General features: G+C 44.9%; 10 protein-coding genes and 1 tRNA gene. 9 read left to right on the top strand and 2 right to left on the bottom strand.

Features of this window, described 5'->3' with window-relative positions; genetic code table 11:
• Nucleotides 1–2 precede the first annotated feature (2 nt).
• Nucleotides 3–182, bottom strand: a complete 180-nt coding sequence (locus ACHKAR_RS16205) for a hypothetical protein (RefSeq protein ID WP_395418447.1) — start codon at nt 180–182, stop codon at nt 3–5.
• Between the two features lie 220 nt (nt 183–402).
• Here ACHKAR_RS16205 and ACHKAR_RS16200 point away from each other — a divergent pair, with 220 nt between their 5' ends.
• Nucleotides 403–2,211, top strand: a complete 1,809-nt coding sequence (locus tag ACHKAR_RS16200) for a glycoside hydrolase family 2 protein (RefSeq protein WP_395418445.1) — start codon at nt 403–405, stop codon at nt 2,209–2,211.
• A 70-nt stretch (nt 2,212–2,281) separates the two neighbouring features.
• Here ACHKAR_RS16200 and ACHKAR_RS16195 read toward each other — a convergent pair whose 3' ends face one another.
• Nucleotides 2,282–5,155, bottom strand: a complete 2,874-nt coding sequence (locus ACHKAR_RS16195; protein WP_395418443.1) for a helix-turn-helix and ligand-binding sensor domain-containing protein — start codon at nt 5,153–5,155, stop codon at nt 2,282–2,284.
• Nucleotides 5,156–5,692: 537 nt separating this feature from the next.
• On the opposite strand from ACHKAR_RS16195, the gene ACHKAR_RS16190 reads away from it, so the two are divergent.
• The 8 genes from ACHKAR_RS16190 (at nt 5,693) to ACHKAR_RS16155 (ending at nt 20,416) form a co-directional block, all read left to right on the top strand.
• Nucleotides 5,693–8,791: a carbohydrate-binding protein gene (locus ACHKAR_RS16190; RefSeq protein WP_395418441.1), complete on the top strand. Its 3,099-nt coding sequence runs from the start codon at nt 5,693–5,695 to the stop codon at nt 8,789–8,791.
• A gap of 210 nt (nt 8,792–9,001) precedes the next feature.
• Nucleotides 9,002–10,048 carry a Gfo/Idh/MocA family oxidoreductase gene (locus tag ACHKAR_RS16185; protein ID WP_395418439.1) on the top strand — a complete coding sequence of 349 codons (1,047 nt, stop codon included), beginning with the start codon at nt 9,002–9,004 and terminating at the stop codon, nt 10,046–10,048.
• A gap of 170 nt (nt 10,049–10,218) precedes the next feature.
• Nucleotides 10,219–10,303, top strand: a tRNA-Ser gene (locus ACHKAR_RS16180).
• Nucleotides 10,304–10,668: 365 nt separating this feature from the next.
• On the top strand, nt 10,669–12,264 hold the full coding sequence (locus ACHKAR_RS16175; protein WP_395418437.1) for a DUF6377 domain-containing protein: 1,596 nt from the start codon (nt 10,669–10,671) through the stop codon (nt 12,262–12,264).
• Between the two features lie 248 nt (nt 12,265–12,512).
• Nucleotides 12,513–15,602, top strand: a complete 3,090-nt coding sequence (locus tag ACHKAR_RS16170) for a SusC/RagA family TonB-linked outer membrane protein (RefSeq protein WP_395418436.1) — start codon at nt 12,513–12,515, stop codon at nt 15,600–15,602.
• A gap of 11 nt (nt 15,603–15,613) precedes the next feature.
• On the top strand, nt 15,614–17,092 hold the full coding sequence (locus ACHKAR_RS16165) for a RagB/SusD family nutrient uptake outer membrane protein (RefSeq protein WP_395418434.1): 1,479 nt from the start codon (nt 15,614–15,616) through the stop codon (nt 17,090–17,092).
• Between the two features lie 12 nt (nt 17,093–17,104).
• Nucleotides 17,105–18,580: a SusF/SusE family outer membrane protein gene (locus tag ACHKAR_RS16160; RefSeq protein WP_395418433.1), complete on the top strand. Its 1,476-nt coding sequence runs from the start codon at nt 17,105–17,107 to the stop codon at nt 18,578–18,580.
• 78 nt (nt 18,581–18,658) lie between these two features.
• On the top strand, nt 18,659–20,416 hold the full coding sequence (locus ACHKAR_RS16155; protein ID WP_395418432.1) for an endo-dextranase: 1,758 nt from the start codon (nt 18,659–18,661) through the stop codon (nt 20,414–20,416).
• Nucleotides 20,417–20,435 lie beyond the last annotated feature (19 nt).

Genomic DNA, 20,435 nt, shown 5'->3' with positions numbered 1-20,435 from the left:
GTTTAATCTTTCTTTTTCTTAAACAGACTATAGGAAAGGAGGAGCGCTATGGCAAAGGCCATAATCAGAAAATAGTATCGTGGTTCACCTTTTTGCCAGGTCTTGTAAAAGTAAGCGGCACTCAGTGCCATTACCACGGTGACGCCCAGTGTACTCAGATACTTGATGGTTCTCGGATTCATTTTTCAAACTTATGTAATCTACACATGATCACAAACGATGGGTAGTGAAAGAAACCAACTAAATCAAAAGGACAAAAATTGACCATTTTGGGACGATTGATGCCCAGATTTGTGAGCACCCTGAGTATCTTTAGCCTCTGGATATAACTCACCAAAAGCTGCTTGAGAGCAGTTTTTTTTGTGTCCTGTTTTTCTTTTTTGTTTTAAAAAACCCTTCGATATGAAAATCCTCTTTAAGACCTGTATGGCCGCTCTTTGTAGCATCATGTTGCTCAATGTACAAGCACAGAATGAATCTCCGTTACTGACCAATATGACAAACCGTGAGGCCATGACCCTGGATGGCAAGTGGCGATACATAGTAGACCCGATGGAAAACGGGTATTATAATTATCGGTACAAGGTTAACCCCAATGGCTATTTCAAGGATCAGAAACCCGAAACCGTCAGTGACCTGATCGAATATGATTTTGATAAATCAGGACAGCTCAACGTACCAGGTGACTGGAACACGCAGCGGGAAGATCTGTTCTTTTATGAGGGCACGGTCTGGTACAAAAAGTCCTTTATCTATGAGCCATCAGATCAGCGTGCTTTCCTCTATTTCGGGGCGGTGAATTATGACGCCAAAGTGTACCTGAACGGCGAGAAGATAGGTGAGCACATCGGGGGGTTCACGCCCTTCAATTTTGAGGTAACGAATCTTTTGAAGGCAGGTGAAAACTTTGTGGTGGTGAAAGTGGACAATACACGCAAAAGTGAGAGTATCCCTACCAAAAACAGTGACTGGTACAATTTCGGGGGGATCACCCGCTCGGTAAAGCTGGTGGAAGTACCGAAGACTTTTATCAGGGACTATGCCATACAACTCAAAAAAGGGAGCAAGACCGATGTAGAAGGCTGGGTGCAACTGGACGGAGCGCAATTGACCCAAAAGGTGCAATTGGAAATCCCGGAAGCCAGGGTGAAGCTCACACTGACTCCCGATGCCACTGGTTTGGCCAAAGTAAGTTTCAAAACCAAACTGAGTCTGTGGTCTGACAAAAATCCAAAGCTTTACGAAGTGTCGCTCACATCGGGGGACGACCAGGTGAAGGATCAGATTGGGTTCAGATCGATCGAAACCCGTGGCAATGACATTCTGCTGAACGGGGAGCCGGTATTTCTGAAAGGGATCTCCATCCATGAAGTGGCGGCCTTCACAGGTGGTAGGGTGATTGCTCCGGAGCAGTGTCTAACCTTGCTCAATTGGGCCCGTGATCTGGGTTGCAACTTTGTGCGATTGGCGCACTACCCACACAATGAAGACATGGTGCGGCTGGCGGATCAAATGGGGATCATGGTGTGGTCGGAGATACCCGTCTACTGGACCATAGACTGGGAAAATCAGTCGGTGTTTGACAATGCTCAGAACCAGCTACGGGAGATGATCACCAGAGATAAAAACAGAGCCGCGGTGATCATGTGGTCTGTGGCCAATGAGACACCCATCAGTGACCCACGCACAGATTTTCTGAAGCGACTGGTTGTTTCTGCCCGTGACTATGACAACACGCGCCTGTTGACAGGTGCTTTGGAGCCGCACTCTGAGGACGGCTATCGTGTGATTGATGATGCCCTGGGCGAATCTTTAGATGTCATCGGGATCAACAACTACTGTGGCTGGTACGGTGGCACGCCAGTGTCATGTGCCGGTGTAGAGTGGAAAATGATCTATGACAAGCCTTTGGTCATCAGTGAGTTTGGTGGAGGTGCCTTGCAGGGGCTGCACGGCCTGCCAGAGGAACGCTGGACGGAGGAGTATCAGGAGGACGTATACAAATACAATATAGAAATGCTTAAGAATATCCCGTTTCTGCGCGGAACTACCCCCTGGATTTTGATGGATTTTTACTCTGCCAGGAGACCTCTGCCAGACATTCAGGATTTCTTTAACAGAAAGGGACTGATCTCAGATCAGGGAGTCAAGAAGAAGGCGTTTTTTGTGTTGAAGAAGTATTATTCCGAAAAACCCATTCAACTGGACTGAGTTAATGGCCATTTGGCCAAATGGACCTGCAACCATACTGGAGTCTAAAGGATTGGGTTGGTATGTCATGTTATCCTTCCTGGTTAGCATCTGCCAACTTATCCAGAAAGGACGCCATGTTCTCGTCATGGTCAATACTCAGGCGTTTCCTTAGGCGGTATCGGGCTGTTTCTACACCTCTTATGGAGATGTTTAATATGGGGGCGATATCCTTGTTGGTCAGATTCATTCTTACCAGAGCACACAGTCGGAGTTCTTTCGGTGATAAATCTGGAAAGTTGGCCTTCAATTCATCAAAGAAGTCTTTGTGAACCCGCTCAAAGTTGGTTTCAAAGACCTTAAGGTATTCTTCATCATTGAGGTGCATGTTGATGCTCCTGACGATCTCCCTGATGGACATACGGTTGGCCTCTGTGCGAGCGGATTCCTTGAGGTCTTTGAGTGCTTCTTTGATGTTGGTGATCAGTTCTCGCTTTTTGGCCAGCAGCATGGTGTAGTTGGTCAGTTCTTTACTTTTGTCCACTACATCTTGTTCCAGCATTTGCTTTTCCAGCTCTATTTTTTCTTTTTCACTTGCCAGTTTTATTCGCTCCAGCTCCAGCTCCAGCAAGTTTCTTTTCTCCTGTTCCTCTTGTTGTGTGAGTGTTTTTTCCCGACTGATTTTCGCTTTTACAAGTTTTCTTAAGCTCAAAAGGACCAAGCCCCCCATGCAGGCGTAGGCCAGGTAGGCCCAGTTGGTCTTATACCAGACAGGCATTATTCTGAAAGCGTATTTGGCGATAGTGCCTGTTTCACCAAGGAGGCTTCTGGAGCCCACCTCAAAAGTGTATTTCCCGGGATTAAGTTGTTCGTACTGTTTGACAGGTTGAGCATCCCATTCAGACCAGGCCTGCGAAAGTCGATAGCGAAACTGCACGGTCTCAGGATCAGACATCCCGGGTACGGCATACTCAAAAGTGATGTCACTCACGTTGTTTGGCAAGGATATAGGTTCTGCAGCGTTGAGTATGGCTTCTTTTATTTCCGCCCCTACACGAAAGGTTACTTTGGTGAGCACTGTCTGATTTTCGGTCTGTTTCAGGGCATTCAGGTCATAGGCAAACAGACCTTCAGTGGTTCCGATCAACACACTTTGATGCATTGGGTAAATGCATTCAAGGCCACGGTTAAAGCTTCCTTTAAGTTCGAGAAAAGGGTCAAGTTGCAGTCCACCAGACCCGTCCCCTTCAAAATAGCCCAGCATATCGTCCAGTACAAACCACGTCTTGTTCCCGGCTTCTATGATTTTGCGCACATTCTTTTCTTGCCCAAATGCCTGGTTGAGGGGTGCAAATGCCTCGAATAGGTCTGTACTTTCATTGAACTGGAAGATGCCATGATTGGTGGTAAATACCGTCTTGCCTTGCCATTTGAATACGTTAATATTGAATGGACTTGGAAGTCCTTTTTCACGAAAATGCTCCAGGGCCAGCACCCTGGTGAAACTCTTGTCCAGCTTTAACCGATAGATTCCCTTATATCCATGACAAACCCAGAAAACACCCTCGCCTTCTGCCTGTAAGATGTCCCTGCCTGATTCATTGAAACCAGCTATTTTTTGATTGAGTACAAAGCCTTCACTGTCAGAATACTCCATTAAAATCAGTCCGTCATAGGTGCATACCAAGTACTTATTCTGTTGCTGAGCGATTTTGATGATCTTCCAAACACCTGTGATGTTGCCAATGCGGGTGATCCCTGTTTCGGAGATTTCGAACAATCCCCGGTCGTGCCCGCAGAGTACTTTTCCCTCAAACGTTTGGAGGGACCAGGCCTGACCCTCCAGCAGGTGCGTCATGTTGAGTGGTTTTCGGTTTTCACTGACTGTTGACTTAAATACGCCTTGATTAGTGGCCATATACAGGGTGTTCCTGTTGATCTCTACGTCAAAAACAGACGCTTCCTCAAAAAGAATGGTGGATGCCGATGAGGTATTTAAAAGGTCAAGCCCGTTGTTGAGGAGGGCCCAGACATTTCCTTTCCGGGTTTCGAATAGTTTCAGTACCGTGTTGTCTTGAAGGGCCCAGTAATCTTTACCTGATTCAAGGAGGTTGAGGTTTTTGTCAAGAGAGATTATCTGGTCGTTGAGCGTGCCGAAGTAGTAAATCTCGTTTTTGGATTTTATGCCAGTAATCAGCTGGTATTCGGACTGGCCACCGACTAATGAAAACATGTGGGTCAGCTTATGACCTGAGAGAGAAAACAGGGTTCCTTTTTTTGTGGTGATGAGCATCTCATGGTCATTTCTGCCATGGAGTATTGATGAGATTTCGCTACCATCTAACTCCTCCTGAGTCACTAAAGTGGAAAAGTTGATACTGCTGAGTTCCAATACCTTCAGGCCATCTGCATCGGCGATTAACAACTGATCATTCACCACATTGGAATAGTAGGCGTGCTCTGTGGGGATCACACGGATTTGATTGTTTTTAAGTGCCAAAAGCTTATTATAGGTTCTGAAAATAACAGAGCCCTGGTATTCGCAGATATCCCAAACATTCTCTATGTTTTGATCTTCCTGCCGCAGTAGGTCCAAGAGTGATTCAAATTGGTAATTGCCAAAGGCATCTTTGCCGACTGCACCAAACTGCCCAAATCCTCCCATGTACACCGTGCCATTTTGTGCAAAATGCAGACTTCTGGTAGAGGAGTTGTTTGGAAACGTAATGTTTTGCCATCGGGTACCATCAAATATGAGGGTACCATCATTGTTGCCAAAATAAAGGACGCCGAGCGAATCCTCGCAGGCGGTCCAGAATTGAGTGTCCCCATGAAAATCTCCGCGATCATAGTGCCTTATTCTTGGCTTGCCTAATATCTGTATTTCATTGGGTGCGGCTGGTTGTGCCTGAGGAATATGAGCAATCAGCATCCCTGAAAAAATAAGAGAAATCACCTTTTTCATTCGGTCTAAAATAATCAATCCGATTTTGGGTTTTAGGTCACGTATAATTTTAGAAAATCGACAATGGGTGGCGTCAGTAGTGATGGGTTTTTAGCATTATTTAAAAATACACCTACTTCAGGTATTATTTGTTGAAATATTCATTGCACGAAGTGGAAGCAGGTCTATGCGGAGGATTAATAGAACCCCAAGCGGGCGATTCTCGCAGGCCTTCGCAGCAGAAAGTGGCGGATAATATGCTTTCTGGGCGTATTTAATTAATTGATAATCAGCACGATAAACGAATTGGCGTAAGGTTGGCGAAAGTCATCCAGGGAACTGATGTAACCAAAGTGTACCCTGTTTTTGGAATTTGGGGTGAGGTGGTGACTAGGTTTGAGTTTGAGGAATTTGCATTTTAACCAGCGATAAATTGCTAATACTTTAAAATATGAATTAATAACTAAGCAATTATTTCTGTTTTAAAAAAGCAGGTGAATCGGCGGGCAAATGTACATTCTTCAGATAATCTGTTTCTCAACCTTCAACGTAATAACTATGAACTATTCTAAATTCTTCAAAATCGCCTCGCTTGTATGGGGCTTGATGCTGATGCCACTGCTGATGAACGCCCAGTCAGTGGATGTCTGGCTGACCAAAGGAGATCAGTCTGTGAAGCTCCAGCAGCAATCTTCCCTGACTTTTGGGAGCAATGGTAATGTGCCCAATACGATCACTGTCAATGATGCAAATACTTATCAGAGTATTACTGGTTTTGGGTTTGCGCTTACTCAGGGAAGTGCCGAGGCCCTTAGCCAGCTCAATACCAGCACCAGAACTGCACTTCTCAATGAGCTCTTCAATCCGGCCTCTGGCAATGCGATATCGATCGTGAGAATTAGTATTGGTGCCTCAGACCTGAGCAATTCTGTCTATTCATACAATGAAACTTCCGGAGATGTGAATATGAATAATTTCAGTTTGGCTGGCCCGGATCAGACCTATCTGATCCCAATTCTGCAAGATATTCTGACCATCAACCCCAACATCAAAGTGCTGGCTACCCCATGGACAGCACCGACCTGGATGAAGACGAACAATACCTGGATTGGCGGAAGCCTGAATGCCAGCTATTACGCGGCCTATGCAACCTATTTTGTGAAGTACCTTGATGCCATGTCCGCCCTGGGGATAGACATCTGGGCCATTACTCCCCAAAATGAGCCTGAAAACCCGTTCAATGAACCAAGCATGCTCATGAACTCCACGGAGCAGAAAAATTTTATAAACAATAACCTGGGGCCAGCCATCGCCAGCTCCGGTCACGCTACTAAGATCATTGCTTTTGATCACAACTGCGACAATACGGCTTATCCGATAGATGTACTCAACAACAGCAGCTATGTTGACGGAGCGGCTTTTCACCTTTATGGAGGGAATATTTCGGCCATGTCTACGGTGAAGAATCAGACGGGTAAAAACGTGTACTTCACTGAGCAGTTTACCAGCACCAATGGTAATTTTTCGGGTGATTTAGGGTGGCACATGCAGAATGTGGTGATTGGGTCTATGCGCAACTGGTCAAAATCTGTGATAGAGTGGAACCTTGCCACAAACTCCAGCTACGGGCCTAAAACGCCAGGGGGATGCTCAGAATGCCTTGGGGCAGTTACTGTCAATAGCAGTAGCAGCATTACCCGAAATGTATCCTACTACATCATTAGTCAGGTTTCTAAATTTGTACAGCCCGGTGCCGTAAGAATAGAGTCTAATACCACAGCTTCCATATCCAATGTAGCTTTTTCGAATCCTGATGGCTCCAAGGTAGTATTGGCATACAATTCCTCAGGGGGTGCTCAAAACGTGAAGGTGGTGTTCGGTGGTCAATCATTTGTTTATAGTCTGCCGGGATCATCAGCAGCTACATTTGTGTGGTCAGGAGAAACCAATCCACCCACCATTCCCTCTGCTCCCAGTGGATTGAATGCTGGCGCGCAATCTTCCAGCAGCATAGCCCTTAGCTGGAGTGATAATTCTAACAATGAAGTAAATTTTGAGGTACAGCGATCACCCACGGGATCCGGCAGTTGGGTGCAGGTGGCCACTCCTGGTGCCAATACCACCGACTATACCAACACTGGGCTTAGCGCATCTACTACCTACTATTATCGGGTTCGTGCATCTAACAGTGCGGGCAATTCGGCCTGGTCTAACACCAGCAGTGCCACCACTCACAATCAGCCGACCATCAACCCTTTCAATACTGTGGAGGCTGAAAGTTACACCAGTCAGAGTGGTACACAGCTTGAAACCACCAGTGACACTGGTGGAGGACAAAATGTGGGTTATGCTGATACCAACGACTATTTGGCGTATAGCAATGTGGATTTTGGTAGTGGGGCGAGTAGTCTGGAAGCGCGTATAGCCTCCAATGCCAGCTTTACGGGAACCATTGAGTTTAGACTGGGTAGTACTGGTGGTGCGTTGATTGCTACTGTATCTGTTGGAAACACTGGCGGTTGGCAATCATGGGTTACCAGAACTGTAAGTGTATCCGGAGCTTCTGGTGTCCAAAATCTTTATTTGGTTTTCAAAGGGGGCAACGGAATAGGGAACCTGAATTGGTTCAAATTCGGAGCCGGGCCCACCGTACCCCAGGCACCCAGTGGATTGAGTGCCAGTGCTCAGTCTTCAAGTAGCATAGCCCTCAGCTGGACTGACAATTCCGGCAATGAAGTAAATTTCGAAGTACAGAGATCGCCAAGCGGATCGGGTAGTTGGGTGCAGATAGCTACCCCCGGTGCTGATGCTACCACTTATACCAGCTCTGGCCTGAGTGCTTCCACTACCTACTATTACCGTGTTCGGGCTTCCAATAGCGCCGGGAGCTCTGCCTGGTCCAATACGGCCAATGCAACCACTCAGGGCACCTCTGGAGGAGGAATAGTCTCCGGAGGTACCTATAAGATCACCAATAAGGCCAGTGGAAAGGTGGTGGATGTCTCCGGCGTATCTACATCGAATGGTGCTCGCATCCACCAATGGGATTGGGCCAATGGTAACAATCAGAAATGGGTAGTTGAGAGTGTTGGGTCCGGTCTCTATAAACTCACTGCGGTGCATAGCGGCAAAGTGTTGGATGTGCTGGATGCCTCCAATGCCAATGGAAAGGAAATTCAGCAATGGGACTATTTTGGTAGCGCCAATCAGCAATGGCAAATTCAGGATGCCGGGAGCGGCTACTTCAAAATCATAGCATCGCACAGCAATAAGGTGCTGGAAGTGCCTGGATCAAGCACCTCCAACGGGACTAAGCTTGTGCAGTCCAACTCTGGTAGTGGGGATCATCAGTTATGGAGCTTTGAAAACCTAAGCGGTGCACGCTTGGGAGAAGTATCTGATGAGCAGCAACTGACACCATCATTCTCCATTTATCCTAATCCAGTGCAGAATGGGATGTTTACCGTATCATTGCCTCAGGTGGAAGGAGGCGTTTCTCTTAAGCTGACCGATCTGTCAGGCAGAGCCATAGGTCTTTGGAGTGCGCAATCACCAGAGATAAAAATTACCCTTCCTGCGGGAGTAATGCGTGGCTTGTATCTACTGGAGATCGAAGGCCCCTCGATCCGCACTGTCAAAAAAGTACATATCCAATAGTTTTAATCTGACAAGGTCAGGTAGAGTTGGATACAAAAGAGCCCGGAGCACTGTAAAGCACAGCGTCTCCGGGCTTTCTGGTTTATCGATGCAAAGATTCCCTTTCAATTTAGCGTGTGGGGCGACCTGTTAATGGCGTTTTGTGAAAAACCGAATGAGTAACCCTGCTGAAAGATTTCAGGAATGGATTGTATGTTTTAAACTTGTAGCATGACTAACATCAACGCAGCCCTACTTTCGTTTGGCATGTCCGGCAAGGTTTTTCACGCGCCTTTTCTTCACCTGCATCCCGGGTTTACCTTGCTGGGTTCGTGGGAGCGAAGCACGAAGGCCATTGCAGACCAGTATCCAGGCACGCACAGTTATGACAGTTTGGAAGCTGTTCTGGCAGATGATCGTATAGAGCTGGTGGTGGTGAATACACCCACTTATACCCATTACGAATATGCCAAAGCAGCCCTGAATGCGGGGAAGCATGTGATCGTAGAGAAGGCTTTTGTAGGGTGCACTGCAGAGGCCGTGGAGCTACAGGCACTTGCCCGGGCGCAGGGCCTGAAGCTGGCCGTATTTCAGAATCGCCGGTGGGACAGTGACTTCAAGACAGTGCAGAACGTGGTACGGCAGGGTTTGCTGGGAGACATTGTGGAAGCCAGTATTGACTTTGCACGGTATACCCCCCAACTCAGTCCCAAAACTCACAAGGAAAAACCAAGTGCGGGAGCAGGAATCATTAAGGATTTGGGTGCACATGTGATTGATCAGGCATTGTGCCTGTTTGGAATGCCCCGATCCGTTTTTGCCGATATTGCCACTACTCGAGCGGATTCTCAGGTAGACGACTACTTCGATATATTATTGAAATACGACAAAATGCGTGTCCATGTGAAGGGCGGCTATTTTTTCCGGGAGCCCACTCCTTCGTTCGCTTTTTTCGGTACGAAAGGAACGTTTTTGAAATCAAGGGCTGATGTACAGGAAGATCAGCTGAAGGCCGGCATGAAACCCAATGATCCGCAGTATGGAGTGGAGCCCGATACGGAGCAGGGGCTGCTACATACGGAGGTGGAGGGCAAGGTGATCCGTGAGAACATTCAGACCCTCCCGGGGGATTACAAGGAATACTATGAGGCGGTCTACCAGTCACTAACCAGCGATCTGCCCGAGCCCGTCACCGCACAGGATGGGGTGAATGTGATGCGTATCATCGACGCAGCCTTCGAGAGTGCTGAACAGGGGAAAGTGATAGATTTGGGATGAGGAGAAGGCAATTTTGCCTGATTAAAATAAAATTATATCGGACACTTGTCTAATTCATTAGATACACTATTTTTGCGTTCCAATTTCGCGGACAAGATCGTGATGAATAAGGTCTTGAAAACGAATTTTGGTAACGCAGCATCCTGTTTGGATGTAGACCAATATTACACAGAGGAGTGGCAGAGTGGTCGAATGCGGCGGTCTTGAAAACCGTTGTACCGCGAGGTACCGGGGGTTCGAATCCCTCCTCCTCTGCATAAAAGCCTTCTTGCACTTGTAAGAAGGCTTTTTTATTTTAAGGAACTGGGATGAGAACCTTGGTTCGAAATCGATGAAGGAGATTCACAAGGGGATAGTGCGGCATGGTTGTGTGAATGAGTAATCCCTCCTCCACTGCAAGCAAAGCCCTGACAATAGTCAGGGTTCTTTGTTTTGGGGATCAGGTCTGCGAAGGCTAACCAAATGAATGATCTACCAGAACAAGGGGCTATCTATTGGATACCTTGCTTTGACTCCAGTACTTAATTATCTTCGGTCGACTAATTGAGAGCCTATCTAATTAATTTTGTTACTTCTTTAGTCTTATTTTACCTTGTTCTTTTCATTAGTTTCTCATGTTTATGCGCTTTCTGCTTACGTGCTTTCCATTGATCATTCTTGCTTTGACCAGCTGGGCAAACACCGACAGCCTGTTGTATGAACTAAATCAGGTTATTATCAATCAGGGTCAATACGTTGAGCAGAAGCAGCAGCGGATTTTGCATTATAGAGAGATGCTAAGCAGTGAAATGTCAGAACTTGAGCTTTTCCAGGTATCTGATTCACTCTGGTTTGAATACAGTTCTTTTCAGTTCGATTCCGCTTTTAAGTATGCAAATAAGATGTTGGAACTAGCGGAAGAAATGGCTGATTCACCAAGACAAGCTGAAGCCAAGTTAAATCTTGCTTTTATTTTTCGTTCTGCAGGCATGTACAAGGAGGCATATCAAACTTTGGAAAGTGTTAACGCATCCAATTTGCCTGTAAGCTTGTGGGTCAGATACTATGAATCTATGGGGCGCACCTACTTCGACCTAAGTTCGTTCAACGATGTAGATTATTTTGTGGAGAGTTATGGTAACCTCGGCAACTTGTATCTCGATTCAGCATTGTCATTGACTGAAGATAAAACACTCCAATTTTATCGGTTAAAAGGTCTGAAAGCAGAAGCAAGTGGTAATTACCGGGAGGCCCTGTACCTTTTCCATCAAATTATAGAGCAATTCGATGTTAGCCGACATCAGAAAGCGATGGCATTTTATTCATTAGGTAAAATCAATAGGGCACTCAACAATGAGGAAGAATACCTCGATATGATCATTCGCGCAGCGATTGCTGATATTCAGTCTGCTACGAAAGAAACAGTGGCTACAATGGAACTCGCGGGTTACATGTATGAGCAAGGTGCCATTGAGGCAGCATCGATCTATATTAATCAAGCAGCAACAGATGCTAAATTTTACGGAGCTAAACAACGAGTCATTCAAGTTTCAAGCCTGTTACCGCTGATTGAGAGTGCTATGCTGCTAAATGCTCAGGATAAGAGCAAGAAACTTTTGGGTTACCTGGTATTGGTCAGCCTTCTTTCACTCCTTATTGTTTTGTTCGCTTTCATTATATACAGACAGAATCAAAAGCTAAATAAAACCAAGAGAAGCCTGTCTCTTGCCTACGAAAGTCTGAAAGAACTAAACGAGAAGCTGATCGAGTCCAATACCATCAAAGAGGAGTATGTTGGCTTCTCGTTTGCCAAAGATTCGGAATATCTCCATAAGCTTGAAAAATTCAAAATGGAGATAAGTAAGAAGCTGATTGAAAAGAGATATGATGACTTGAAATACACCCTTAAACAGTTTGATATAGAGAGCGAGACGGCAAGGTTGAATAGGAAATTTGATGAAATTTTCCTCAAACTCTTTCCCAATTTCATTGCTGATTTCAATGCGTTTTTTAAAGAAGAATACCAGTTTAAGTTGGATGAAAATAAGCCTTTACCAACTGAGCTAAGAATCTTTGCTTTGATCCGAATCGGCATTACTGAGCACGAGCAGATCGCTAGTATTCTAGGCTACTCGGTGCGCACTATCTACAATTATAAGAATAAGGTAAAGAAACTATCCGTTCTTTCCAGTGATGAGTTTGATGTTCAATTAATGGGAATTAAGGCATTCGAATGACAATGTCAGGTTCTCTGCGCTCCAAAACAGATCAAAACCCTTTACTTTTTGTTTACCTCATCTGCCGGTAGTTAATTTTGAAAATATTTCAATATCAGAGAGTTACGAGACTCTGTGATTGAAAATATTTTACCTAAAGGGCCGAAAAATTCCTAATTCCTTTTATACTCAACAAGTTTGCTTAGTCGACATGATCACAACAATGATCTTGATTTTCAATTATGTCTAAACCAAACAAACACGAGCGTATGAGTTCAATTTTACACACGAATTTTCCCGCCCCCATCCTGTTTAGGATTGTGGCAAGGAAAACTGCGAAGCTGGCCTTGTTCTTCTGGGCCGTTGGTGGTCTGCTTGCAGTTCACGCTAATTCGAAGGAGTTTTCAGATGATGTACCACAAACTGATGAGATAGTTGTGACAGGGAAAGTCACCGATGAAAATGGAGAAGGACTACCTGGTGCAACGGTCACAGTCAAAAATACCTCTTTAGGTACAATAACAGATGTTGAGGGCAACTTTTCCTTAGAAGTTCCAGAGGATGCTGTACTAGTATTCTCCTTTGTTGGGTACGTGTCTCAGGAAGTTGTGCTAAAAGGTCAATCCGTCATTAATACTTCCTTATCTCCAGACCTCACCAGTCTCGACGAAGTTGTTGTAATTGGATATGGAGAAACCAAAACTAGGGATCTGACAGGTGCAGTATCTATCGTTGATCCAGATGACTTGGGGCAGCAGCCGGTATCTAATATTGGTGATGCTATTCAAGGTAGAGCCGCTGGAGTTAGCGTTACTACATCCGGACAACCAGGGAGTAATCCTACATTTAGAATAAGAGGTATCGGCACGATTAATAATAACGACCCCTTCATTGTGGTGGATGGTATGCCTTTAAATGGCGGGCTAAACCAAATCAACATGAATGACATAGAGTCTGTTCAAGTGCTGAAAGATGCTTCGGCAACAACCATTTATGGAGCTAGAGGGGCAAACGGGGTGGTGTTGATCACTACCAAACGAGGAAAAAAGGGGAAAGCATCGGTAACATTTGATGCATATACCGGAATCACCGAAGCTACCAATATGCTCGATGTTTTGAATGCTAGGGAGTTTGCTCAACTAAGCAATGAGATGTTGACCAATGGTGGATTGGATCCCAATCCTGATTTTAACGATCCTGAATCTCTAGGAAACGGAACGGATTGGTTAGGGGCATTTTTTGATAGGGGCAAAATAAATAGTTATGCGCTTTCATACTCCAATGGAAATGACAAATCCAAGGTGTATACTTCTTTAAACTATTTTGATCAGCAGGGAATCATACTAAACACCGATTATAAGAGATTCAACTTCCAGTTGAATACTGATACTGAAGTAACCAAAAACCTAAAGTTTGGTAACAGTCTTAAACTCAATCATGACATCAAAGAACAGGGAGACTTTAACATTCAGAATGCCATCCTGTCATTACCTACCCAGCCAATACGACGTGAGGATGGAGATTTTTCGGGCGCAATAGGACAACCTTTGTACTCTGGAGATGTTGATAACCCGATTGGGAAAGCCACAATTGTGGATATGAGCACTCGTGGATACAATGCCCAAGGTTCGCTCTTTGGAGAAATAACATTCTTAAAGTACCTCACTTTTAAGTCGCTCGGAGGCATAGAAGTTAATATTTGGAAAAATCGTACGTGGACTCCGTCTTATGAATGGGATTCAGATATTGCACAAAATGCATACCTGTATGAAGCAGCTAATCAGAGCATCACTTTATTGTGGGACAATACCCTGACTTATCAGCAAAGTTTAGATAACGGCTTGAATTTAACTGCGCTCATTGGATCAAGTGCACAACAAAATGATTTCGAATTTATCAGTGGTTCCATTCAGGATTTTCAAAGTGAAGAAACACAAACATTGAACAATGGAATCGCTCAGATGAACTTGGATGGAAGTGGATCTGAATGGGCCCTTTTTTCTTATTTTGTGCGGTTCAACGTTGACTTTGAAAGCAAGTACTACCTCACTGGAACAGTAAGGCGGGATGGTTCATCCAGGTTTGGCGAGGGCAATAAATACGGTACATTCCCTTCCGGGTCTGCGGCCTGGAGAATATCACAGGAAGATTTCTTCGATGTGGCTTTCATCGAGGACCTGAAAATAAGAGGTGGATATGGTATTACCGGAAATCAGGAAATTGGAAACTATTCATTCGCATCCTCTTACGACACTTACCGATACAACTTCAATAACACGTTTGTGAGCGCTGTAGTGCCGACAGTACTTCCTAACACTAATGTTCGATGGGAGTCACAGGAGCAAATAAATGTCGGATTGGATTTGTCAATGTTCAAAGGGAGAGTAAATGCCACTATTGATGGATATATCAAGAATACGAAAGATATGCTGGTTCCCCAGGCTGTCCCGGTGACATCAGGCTATTCTGATATTTATGTGCCATCCATAAATGCAGGACAGATGCGAAATAGGGGTATTGAGGTAGTTGTTAATACCACCAATATTCAAAATGAGAAATTAATCTGGACATCTGATGTTGTTTTCTCTTTCAATCACAATGAAGTGATTGATATCAATAGTGAAACGCCGCTGACCCGCGGGGGAATAGGGCTTAACTATAACCTGGCCCGGATACAGCCCGGATATCCGGTCAATGTCTTCTACGGATTTGTGACAGAAGGAATCTTTCAGACGGATGAGGAAGTACAGCTAAGTGCCGTACAGATCCCTGGAAGCTCATCAGCGACCAGCACATCGGCAGGTGACATCCGGTTTCAGGACTTAAATAATGATGGAATCATCAATGACGATGATCGAACTTTCTTAGGCAATCCCAACCCTGACTTTATCTATTCATTGAATAACACCTTCAGCTACGGAAATTTCTCATTAAATATCTTTCTGCAGGGTGTTCAGGGAAGAGACATTTTCAATGCCAACAGGATATATACCGAAGGAATGTCAATCACTACCAACCAGAACGCATCAGTTATTGACAGGTGGACAGGACCTGGTTCCAGCAATACCATACCTAGGGCTATTTATGGTGATCCTAACAACAATGCCAGACCCTCAAGTCGGTACATTGAGGATGGCTCTTACCTAAGAGTTAAAAACATCACACTGGCTTACAATATTCCTTCTGAGGTTATCGGTAAAGGGAGCTTTGGTGGTGCAAAGGTTTACGTATCAGGTCAAAACCTATTCACCCTTACTAATTATTCTGGCCTTGATCCTGAAGTCGGTGTAGATGGAATCGACAATAACCTATATCCGGTTACCAGAACGGTATCGATTGGACTAAATGTCAAATTTTAAAGATGACTAACATGAAATTGCTAAGAAATATTTACCTGTCCATGGCTGTGGTGGTTTGTGCAGCCTGTTCCGAAGATTTTTTGGATAAAGCTCCTCTTGATACAATTAATACGGAGAATTATCCGACCAATGAATCTGAGTTGGTCTCCCTTGTAAATGGCGCATATCAGCCATTGCAATGGCCAAAACTGTATAATTTACGAATGTGGACAACCGATATCATGGCTGGTAACAGTATTGTCGGTGCAGGTGGCGGTACAGACGGTATCGAAACTCAGGATTTGTCAAATTTTGTTACCACGTCTGATAATGCCGGTGTTCTTGATCTTTGGAGAGGGCCATGGCCAGGCATCCTGAGGGCAAACATTGCTCTGAAAGTAGCACCTGAACTTGACATTACTCCGGAAATCAGAGATCGGTCCATGGGAGAGGCATATTTTCTTCGTGCACACTACTACTTCATTCTCGTTCGCTTTTTTGGAGATGTGCCTTTGATTACAGAACCTCAGAGCGCAGATGACGATCTATATCCTGCACGTGATCCGGAAGGGCTCGTTTGGGAGCAGATCATTTCAGACCTGGAGATGGCTGCTGATCTATTGCCTGAAAAAAGCACGTACTCCGCCAATGATTTGGGCAGAGCTTCTAAAGGCTCTGCGTTAGGCATGCTGGCTAAAGTTCACCTAACATTGGCTAACTGGCAGGAGGTTGTGGATTTGACCACAGAGTTAGAAGGACTTGGGTACGACCTCAACGAGGACTATGCCGATAACTTCAACCCAGCAATGGAAAATTCTGTAGAGTCTATCTTTGAGGTACAGTACGCCAGTAACGGTGGCTACAATTTCTGGAGCAACGAAAACCAGGCATCCTGGGCCAGTGCATTCATGGGACCAAGAGGGTCAAATTTTGTGGCAGGCGCCTATGGTTGGAATCAACCCACCGAGGAGTTTGTGAATTCTTATGAAGAGGATGACCTTAGAAAAGAGTCCACAATATTATATGAGGGAGGTCCAAAATTTGCAGGTAACTCCTATGATGCGGCATATTCTCTTACCGGATATAATGTTCGTAAATTTTTGGTTCCATTGTCGGTCTCTGCTTCTTATGACAATAGTCCACTCAACTTTCCAATACTGCGTTTTTCAGATGTGCTATTGATGAAGGCAGAAGCGCTCAACGAACTGGATAGAACCAGCGAAGCAGAAGCACCACTCAATCGTGTGAGGGATCGTGCTGGCCTTGATGATATTGCCACGGGGTTAAGCAAAGAGGACTTTCGTCAAGCGGTATTGCATGAACGAAGGGTAGAGCTTGCTTTTGAAGGTCAGCGCTGGTTTGATCTAATCCGAGTTGAAGACGGGACATATGCACTTGATTTTCTGCATTCTATTGGCAAAACAAATGCGACAAGAAATCATTTGCTCTTACCGATCCCACAAAAGGAAATAGATACCAATCCAAAATTATCGCAAAACACAGGATACTAATTTCAAACCAATATGAAAAAGGCATATAAAATCAATTTATTCTCTGCTCTGGCATCCGTTCTGGTAATATTTCTTCTGGCATCTTGTGTGGACGAATTAGAAAATAACCAGATCATAAAAGACGGAACACTAAGTCTTAGTACTTCTGATAGCGTTTTAGTATTGCAAGAGCAATTTGCATCTAACAAGCTTACTTTTAACTGGACTCCAGCAAATAATAATGGTACCGGTTCGTCTATCGACTACCTGCTTGAAGTGGACATGCAAGGCAATGATTTCTCCTCTCCGCTGGTGTACGATATGGGGAAAAACACCTTCGCGTTTTCCTATGAGCATGGCACCTTGAACAATATTCTGCGTTCTACTTTTGGAGCTCAACCTGGTAGTCCGATAGTTTTGGTGGCACGTATCACAGCAACACTCGCCGACGGTAACGGAGAGCCTCAGATCGACACCACTTCAGTAGTAGTTACCCCTTTCGAGCCAGTATCTTCAAAGCTTTATCTGGTAGGTGACGCCACTCCCAATAGTTGGGACATTGCGAACGCTACAGCGCTAACACCCTCATCCAGTGAGGCGGGGGTCTTTACTTATCAGGGAGCACTTTCTCCCGGAAATTTCAAGTTTGCGGTTAGCCAGGAAGGTTGCTGGTGCCAGGATTTCTACACCAAAGATCCTGCTGACTCAACAGTACTAGTATACAATGAAGGCGGAAGCGGCGATGACTTGCAGTGGAGGATCACCAATGGTGGTCAGTATAAGATAGTGGTCAATCTGATTGCGCTTACTTTTAGCATAAAGGCAGTAGAAGCTCCTACGTTTTCTGCTCTTTGGATTGTTGGAGATGCAACACCAAGCGGGTGGAACATTGATAGTCCTGAAGAGATGACGCAAAGTGCTAGTAATCCTTTCATATTCACCTATGAAGCCCATTTAACGCCTGGCGAATTCAAGATATTTGCAGGCCCGCTTGGTGACTGGTGTGGTGAATGGTTTAGGCCTTTGGAGCAGCACCAGGATATCACTTCCAACCTGGTAGAGCAAAACTCCGGGTGCGATGTTGACAATACATGGCAGATCACTTCAGAGATGGAGGGGCGATATAAAGTCTCCTTAAACACGCTGGAAAATACCATCTCAATAAATCCTGTGACCCTGTATATAATAGGTGATGGTGGCCCGAATGGCTGGAACATTGGAAACCCGGAGCCAATGACATATAGCGATGGTGTTTTCACCTTCAATGGCCCGTTGGGTGCAGACAACGCCACAGGCGAATTCAAGTTTTCGAAATTTGCTGGTGACTGGTGTGGGGGAGAGTGGATTAATGCCGCTACAGGAAATCAGTCTCTTACCAATACGGAGTACATTCTCACGCAAGGATGTGATGGTCCGGATAATAAATGGAAGCTCGCTTCTGGAGATGTCGGCAACTATGAGATCACCTTTGACCTGGATGCAGGAGTGATGACCATAGAAAGACAGTAGTAAAGCATAAGTTTAGGTAGTGGTGAATAGACACAAGGGCGGTGGCAACCTGCCACCGCCACTTGTAAATGAAATGATATGATGAAGAGTGATTTGGTAAAGGTGGTTTTGATATTGTTGGTGTTCACTTTCACGTCTTGTAAAGAGAGGGATGATGATTTCGTGTACGAACCGGAGGATTCAGTAAAGAACATCAACCTGAAAGTAGTAACCGATCAGGCAAGATATACACCGGGCTCTGAGGTGACCTTCACAGCTGATAACGTGCCACAAGAAGTAACCGTGAGGTACAGACATTTAAATGAAACGCTGATGGAGGAGCCAATGACCAGCAAGACCTGGACCTGGTCGCCCCCAACTGAAGATTTTAAAGGGTATATGGTTGAATTTTTTCATTTCGTAAATGGAGAAGAGGAGGTCATTAGCTCTGTAGCTGTGGACGTTTCCTCGGACTGGACCAGATTTCCACGATATGGTTTTCTGTCGGAGTTTGGAAACCTCTCTGATATTGAAATCAATAGCACGCTCACTAATTTAAAAGATTATCATATCAACGGCTTGCAGTATTATGATTGGCATAATAAGCATCATTCTCCACTTAAAATGAATGGCACCAGTCCGGCTACCACTTGGGTAGATGTTATCGGAAGACAAATCTCCTTTGCTACAGTGGAGAGCTACATCAGTAGAGCCCAAGAAATGAATATGGCTTCTATGCAGTACAACTTGCTCTATGGAGCGTGGGATGATTATGCAACAGATGGAGTGTCAGAGGAGTGGATGATATACAGTGATGCCAATCACCAGAATGTGAATAAGCATAACCTTCCGGACGATTGGGAGAGTGACATTCTGGTAACCAACCCCGCAAATCAAGAGTGGCAATCGTACATTTTTGAAAAGACCAGACTTGTATACGATCACCTGGAGTTTGATGGCTGGCATCTTGATCAATTGGGGGATCGAGGAAGGGTATTTGATTATTTCGGGAATGTAATCTCCTTAAATGAGACGTATGCCCCTTTTCTAAACAATCTGTACGCAGATTTTCCAGATAAGAAAATGGTGCTAAATGCGGTTAACCAATATGGGCAAGCAGAGATATTGAGCACTGCCGTGGATTTTGCTTATACTGAAGTTTGGGATCCAAACAACACCTACAAGGCTCTTGCGGACATCATCCTTAAAAATAATGAATGGAGCAATGGCAAACTGAATACGGTACTGGCCGCATACATGAACTATGATTTGGCCAACAGCCCCGGATCATTCAATACACCGGCTGTACTCCTCGCAGATGCTGTAATTTTTGCGTTTGGGGGAGCACACCTGGAGTTAGGAGAGCATATGCTTGCCAAGGAGTATTTCCCTAACAACAACCTGAAAATGCGGGATGACCTCAAAAGTGCACTCATGGAGTATTATGACTTTATGGTGGCATATCAGAATTTGCTTCGGGATGGAGGGGAATTTATCTACCCCGAATTACAATCTGGAGATGGTAAGATGAATATAGGTTCTTGGCCTCCTCAGATAGGGCATGTGTCGGTGTTTGGCAAAGAATTCGCCAATAGACGGGTGGTGCACTTGATCAATTTTAATAGTGCTAATAGCTTGAATTGGCGTGATAATAACGGTACCCAGCCATTTCCGGCAGAGGTGAAAAACTTTAGGGTCAATTTTATCAGCAATCAAACGATAACAAGAGTATGGTGGGCTTCCCCGGATGTAAATCAGGGGGTTTCCCATGAGCTTGATTTTGTGCAAAACGGTAGCCAGGTTTCACTCACGCTTCCTTCGCTCACTTTCTGGGATATGTTGGTGGTGGAATACTGAAATGAATCATCTCGAAATA

The organism is Marinoscillum luteum (assembly GCF_044005705.1).
Classification (GTDB): domain Bacteria; phylum Bacteroidota; class Bacteroidia; order Cytophagales; family Cyclobacteriaceae; genus Marinoscillum; species Marinoscillum luteum.
This window is presented reverse-complemented; position numbering and strand designations above follow the sequence as displayed.

Bases quoted from the DNA above. Each gene is read 5' to 3' on its own strand.
- ACHKAR_RS16205 (WP_395418447.1), bottom strand. From the start codon at position 182: ATGAATCCGAGAACCATCAAGTATCTGAGTACACTGGGCGTCACCGTG.
- ACHKAR_RS16200 (WP_395418445.1), top strand. From the start codon at position 403: ATGAAAATCCTCTTTAAGACCTGTATGGCCGCTCTTTGTAGCATCATG.
- ACHKAR_RS16195 (WP_395418443.1), bottom strand. From the start codon at position 5,155: ATGAAAAAGGTGATTTCTCTTATTTTTTCAGGGATGCTGATTGCTCAT.
- ACHKAR_RS16190 (WP_395418441.1), top strand. From the start codon at position 5,693: ATGAACTATTCTAAATTCTTCAAAATCGCCTCGCTTGTATGGGGCTTG.
- ACHKAR_RS16185 (WP_395418439.1), top strand. From the start codon at position 9,002: ATGACTAACATCAACGCAGCCCTACTTTCGTTTGGCATGTCCGGCAAG.
- ACHKAR_RS16175 (WP_395418437.1), top strand. From the start codon at position 10,669: ATGCGCTTTCTGCTTACGTGCTTTCCATTGATCATTCTTGCTTTGACC.
- ACHKAR_RS16170 (WP_395418436.1), top strand. From the start codon at position 12,513: ATGAGTTCAATTTTACACACGAATTTTCCCGCCCCCATCCTGTTTAGG.
- ACHKAR_RS16165 (WP_395418434.1), top strand. From the start codon at position 15,614: ATGAAATTGCTAAGAAATATTTACCTGTCCATGGCTGTGGTGGTTTGT.
- ACHKAR_RS16160 (WP_395418433.1), top strand. From the start codon at position 17,105: ATGAAAAAGGCATATAAAATCAATTTATTCTCTGCTCTGGCATCCGTT.
- ACHKAR_RS16155 (WP_395418432.1), top strand. From the start codon at position 18,659: ATGATGAAGAGTGATTTGGTAAAGGTGGTTTTGATATTGTTGGTGTTC.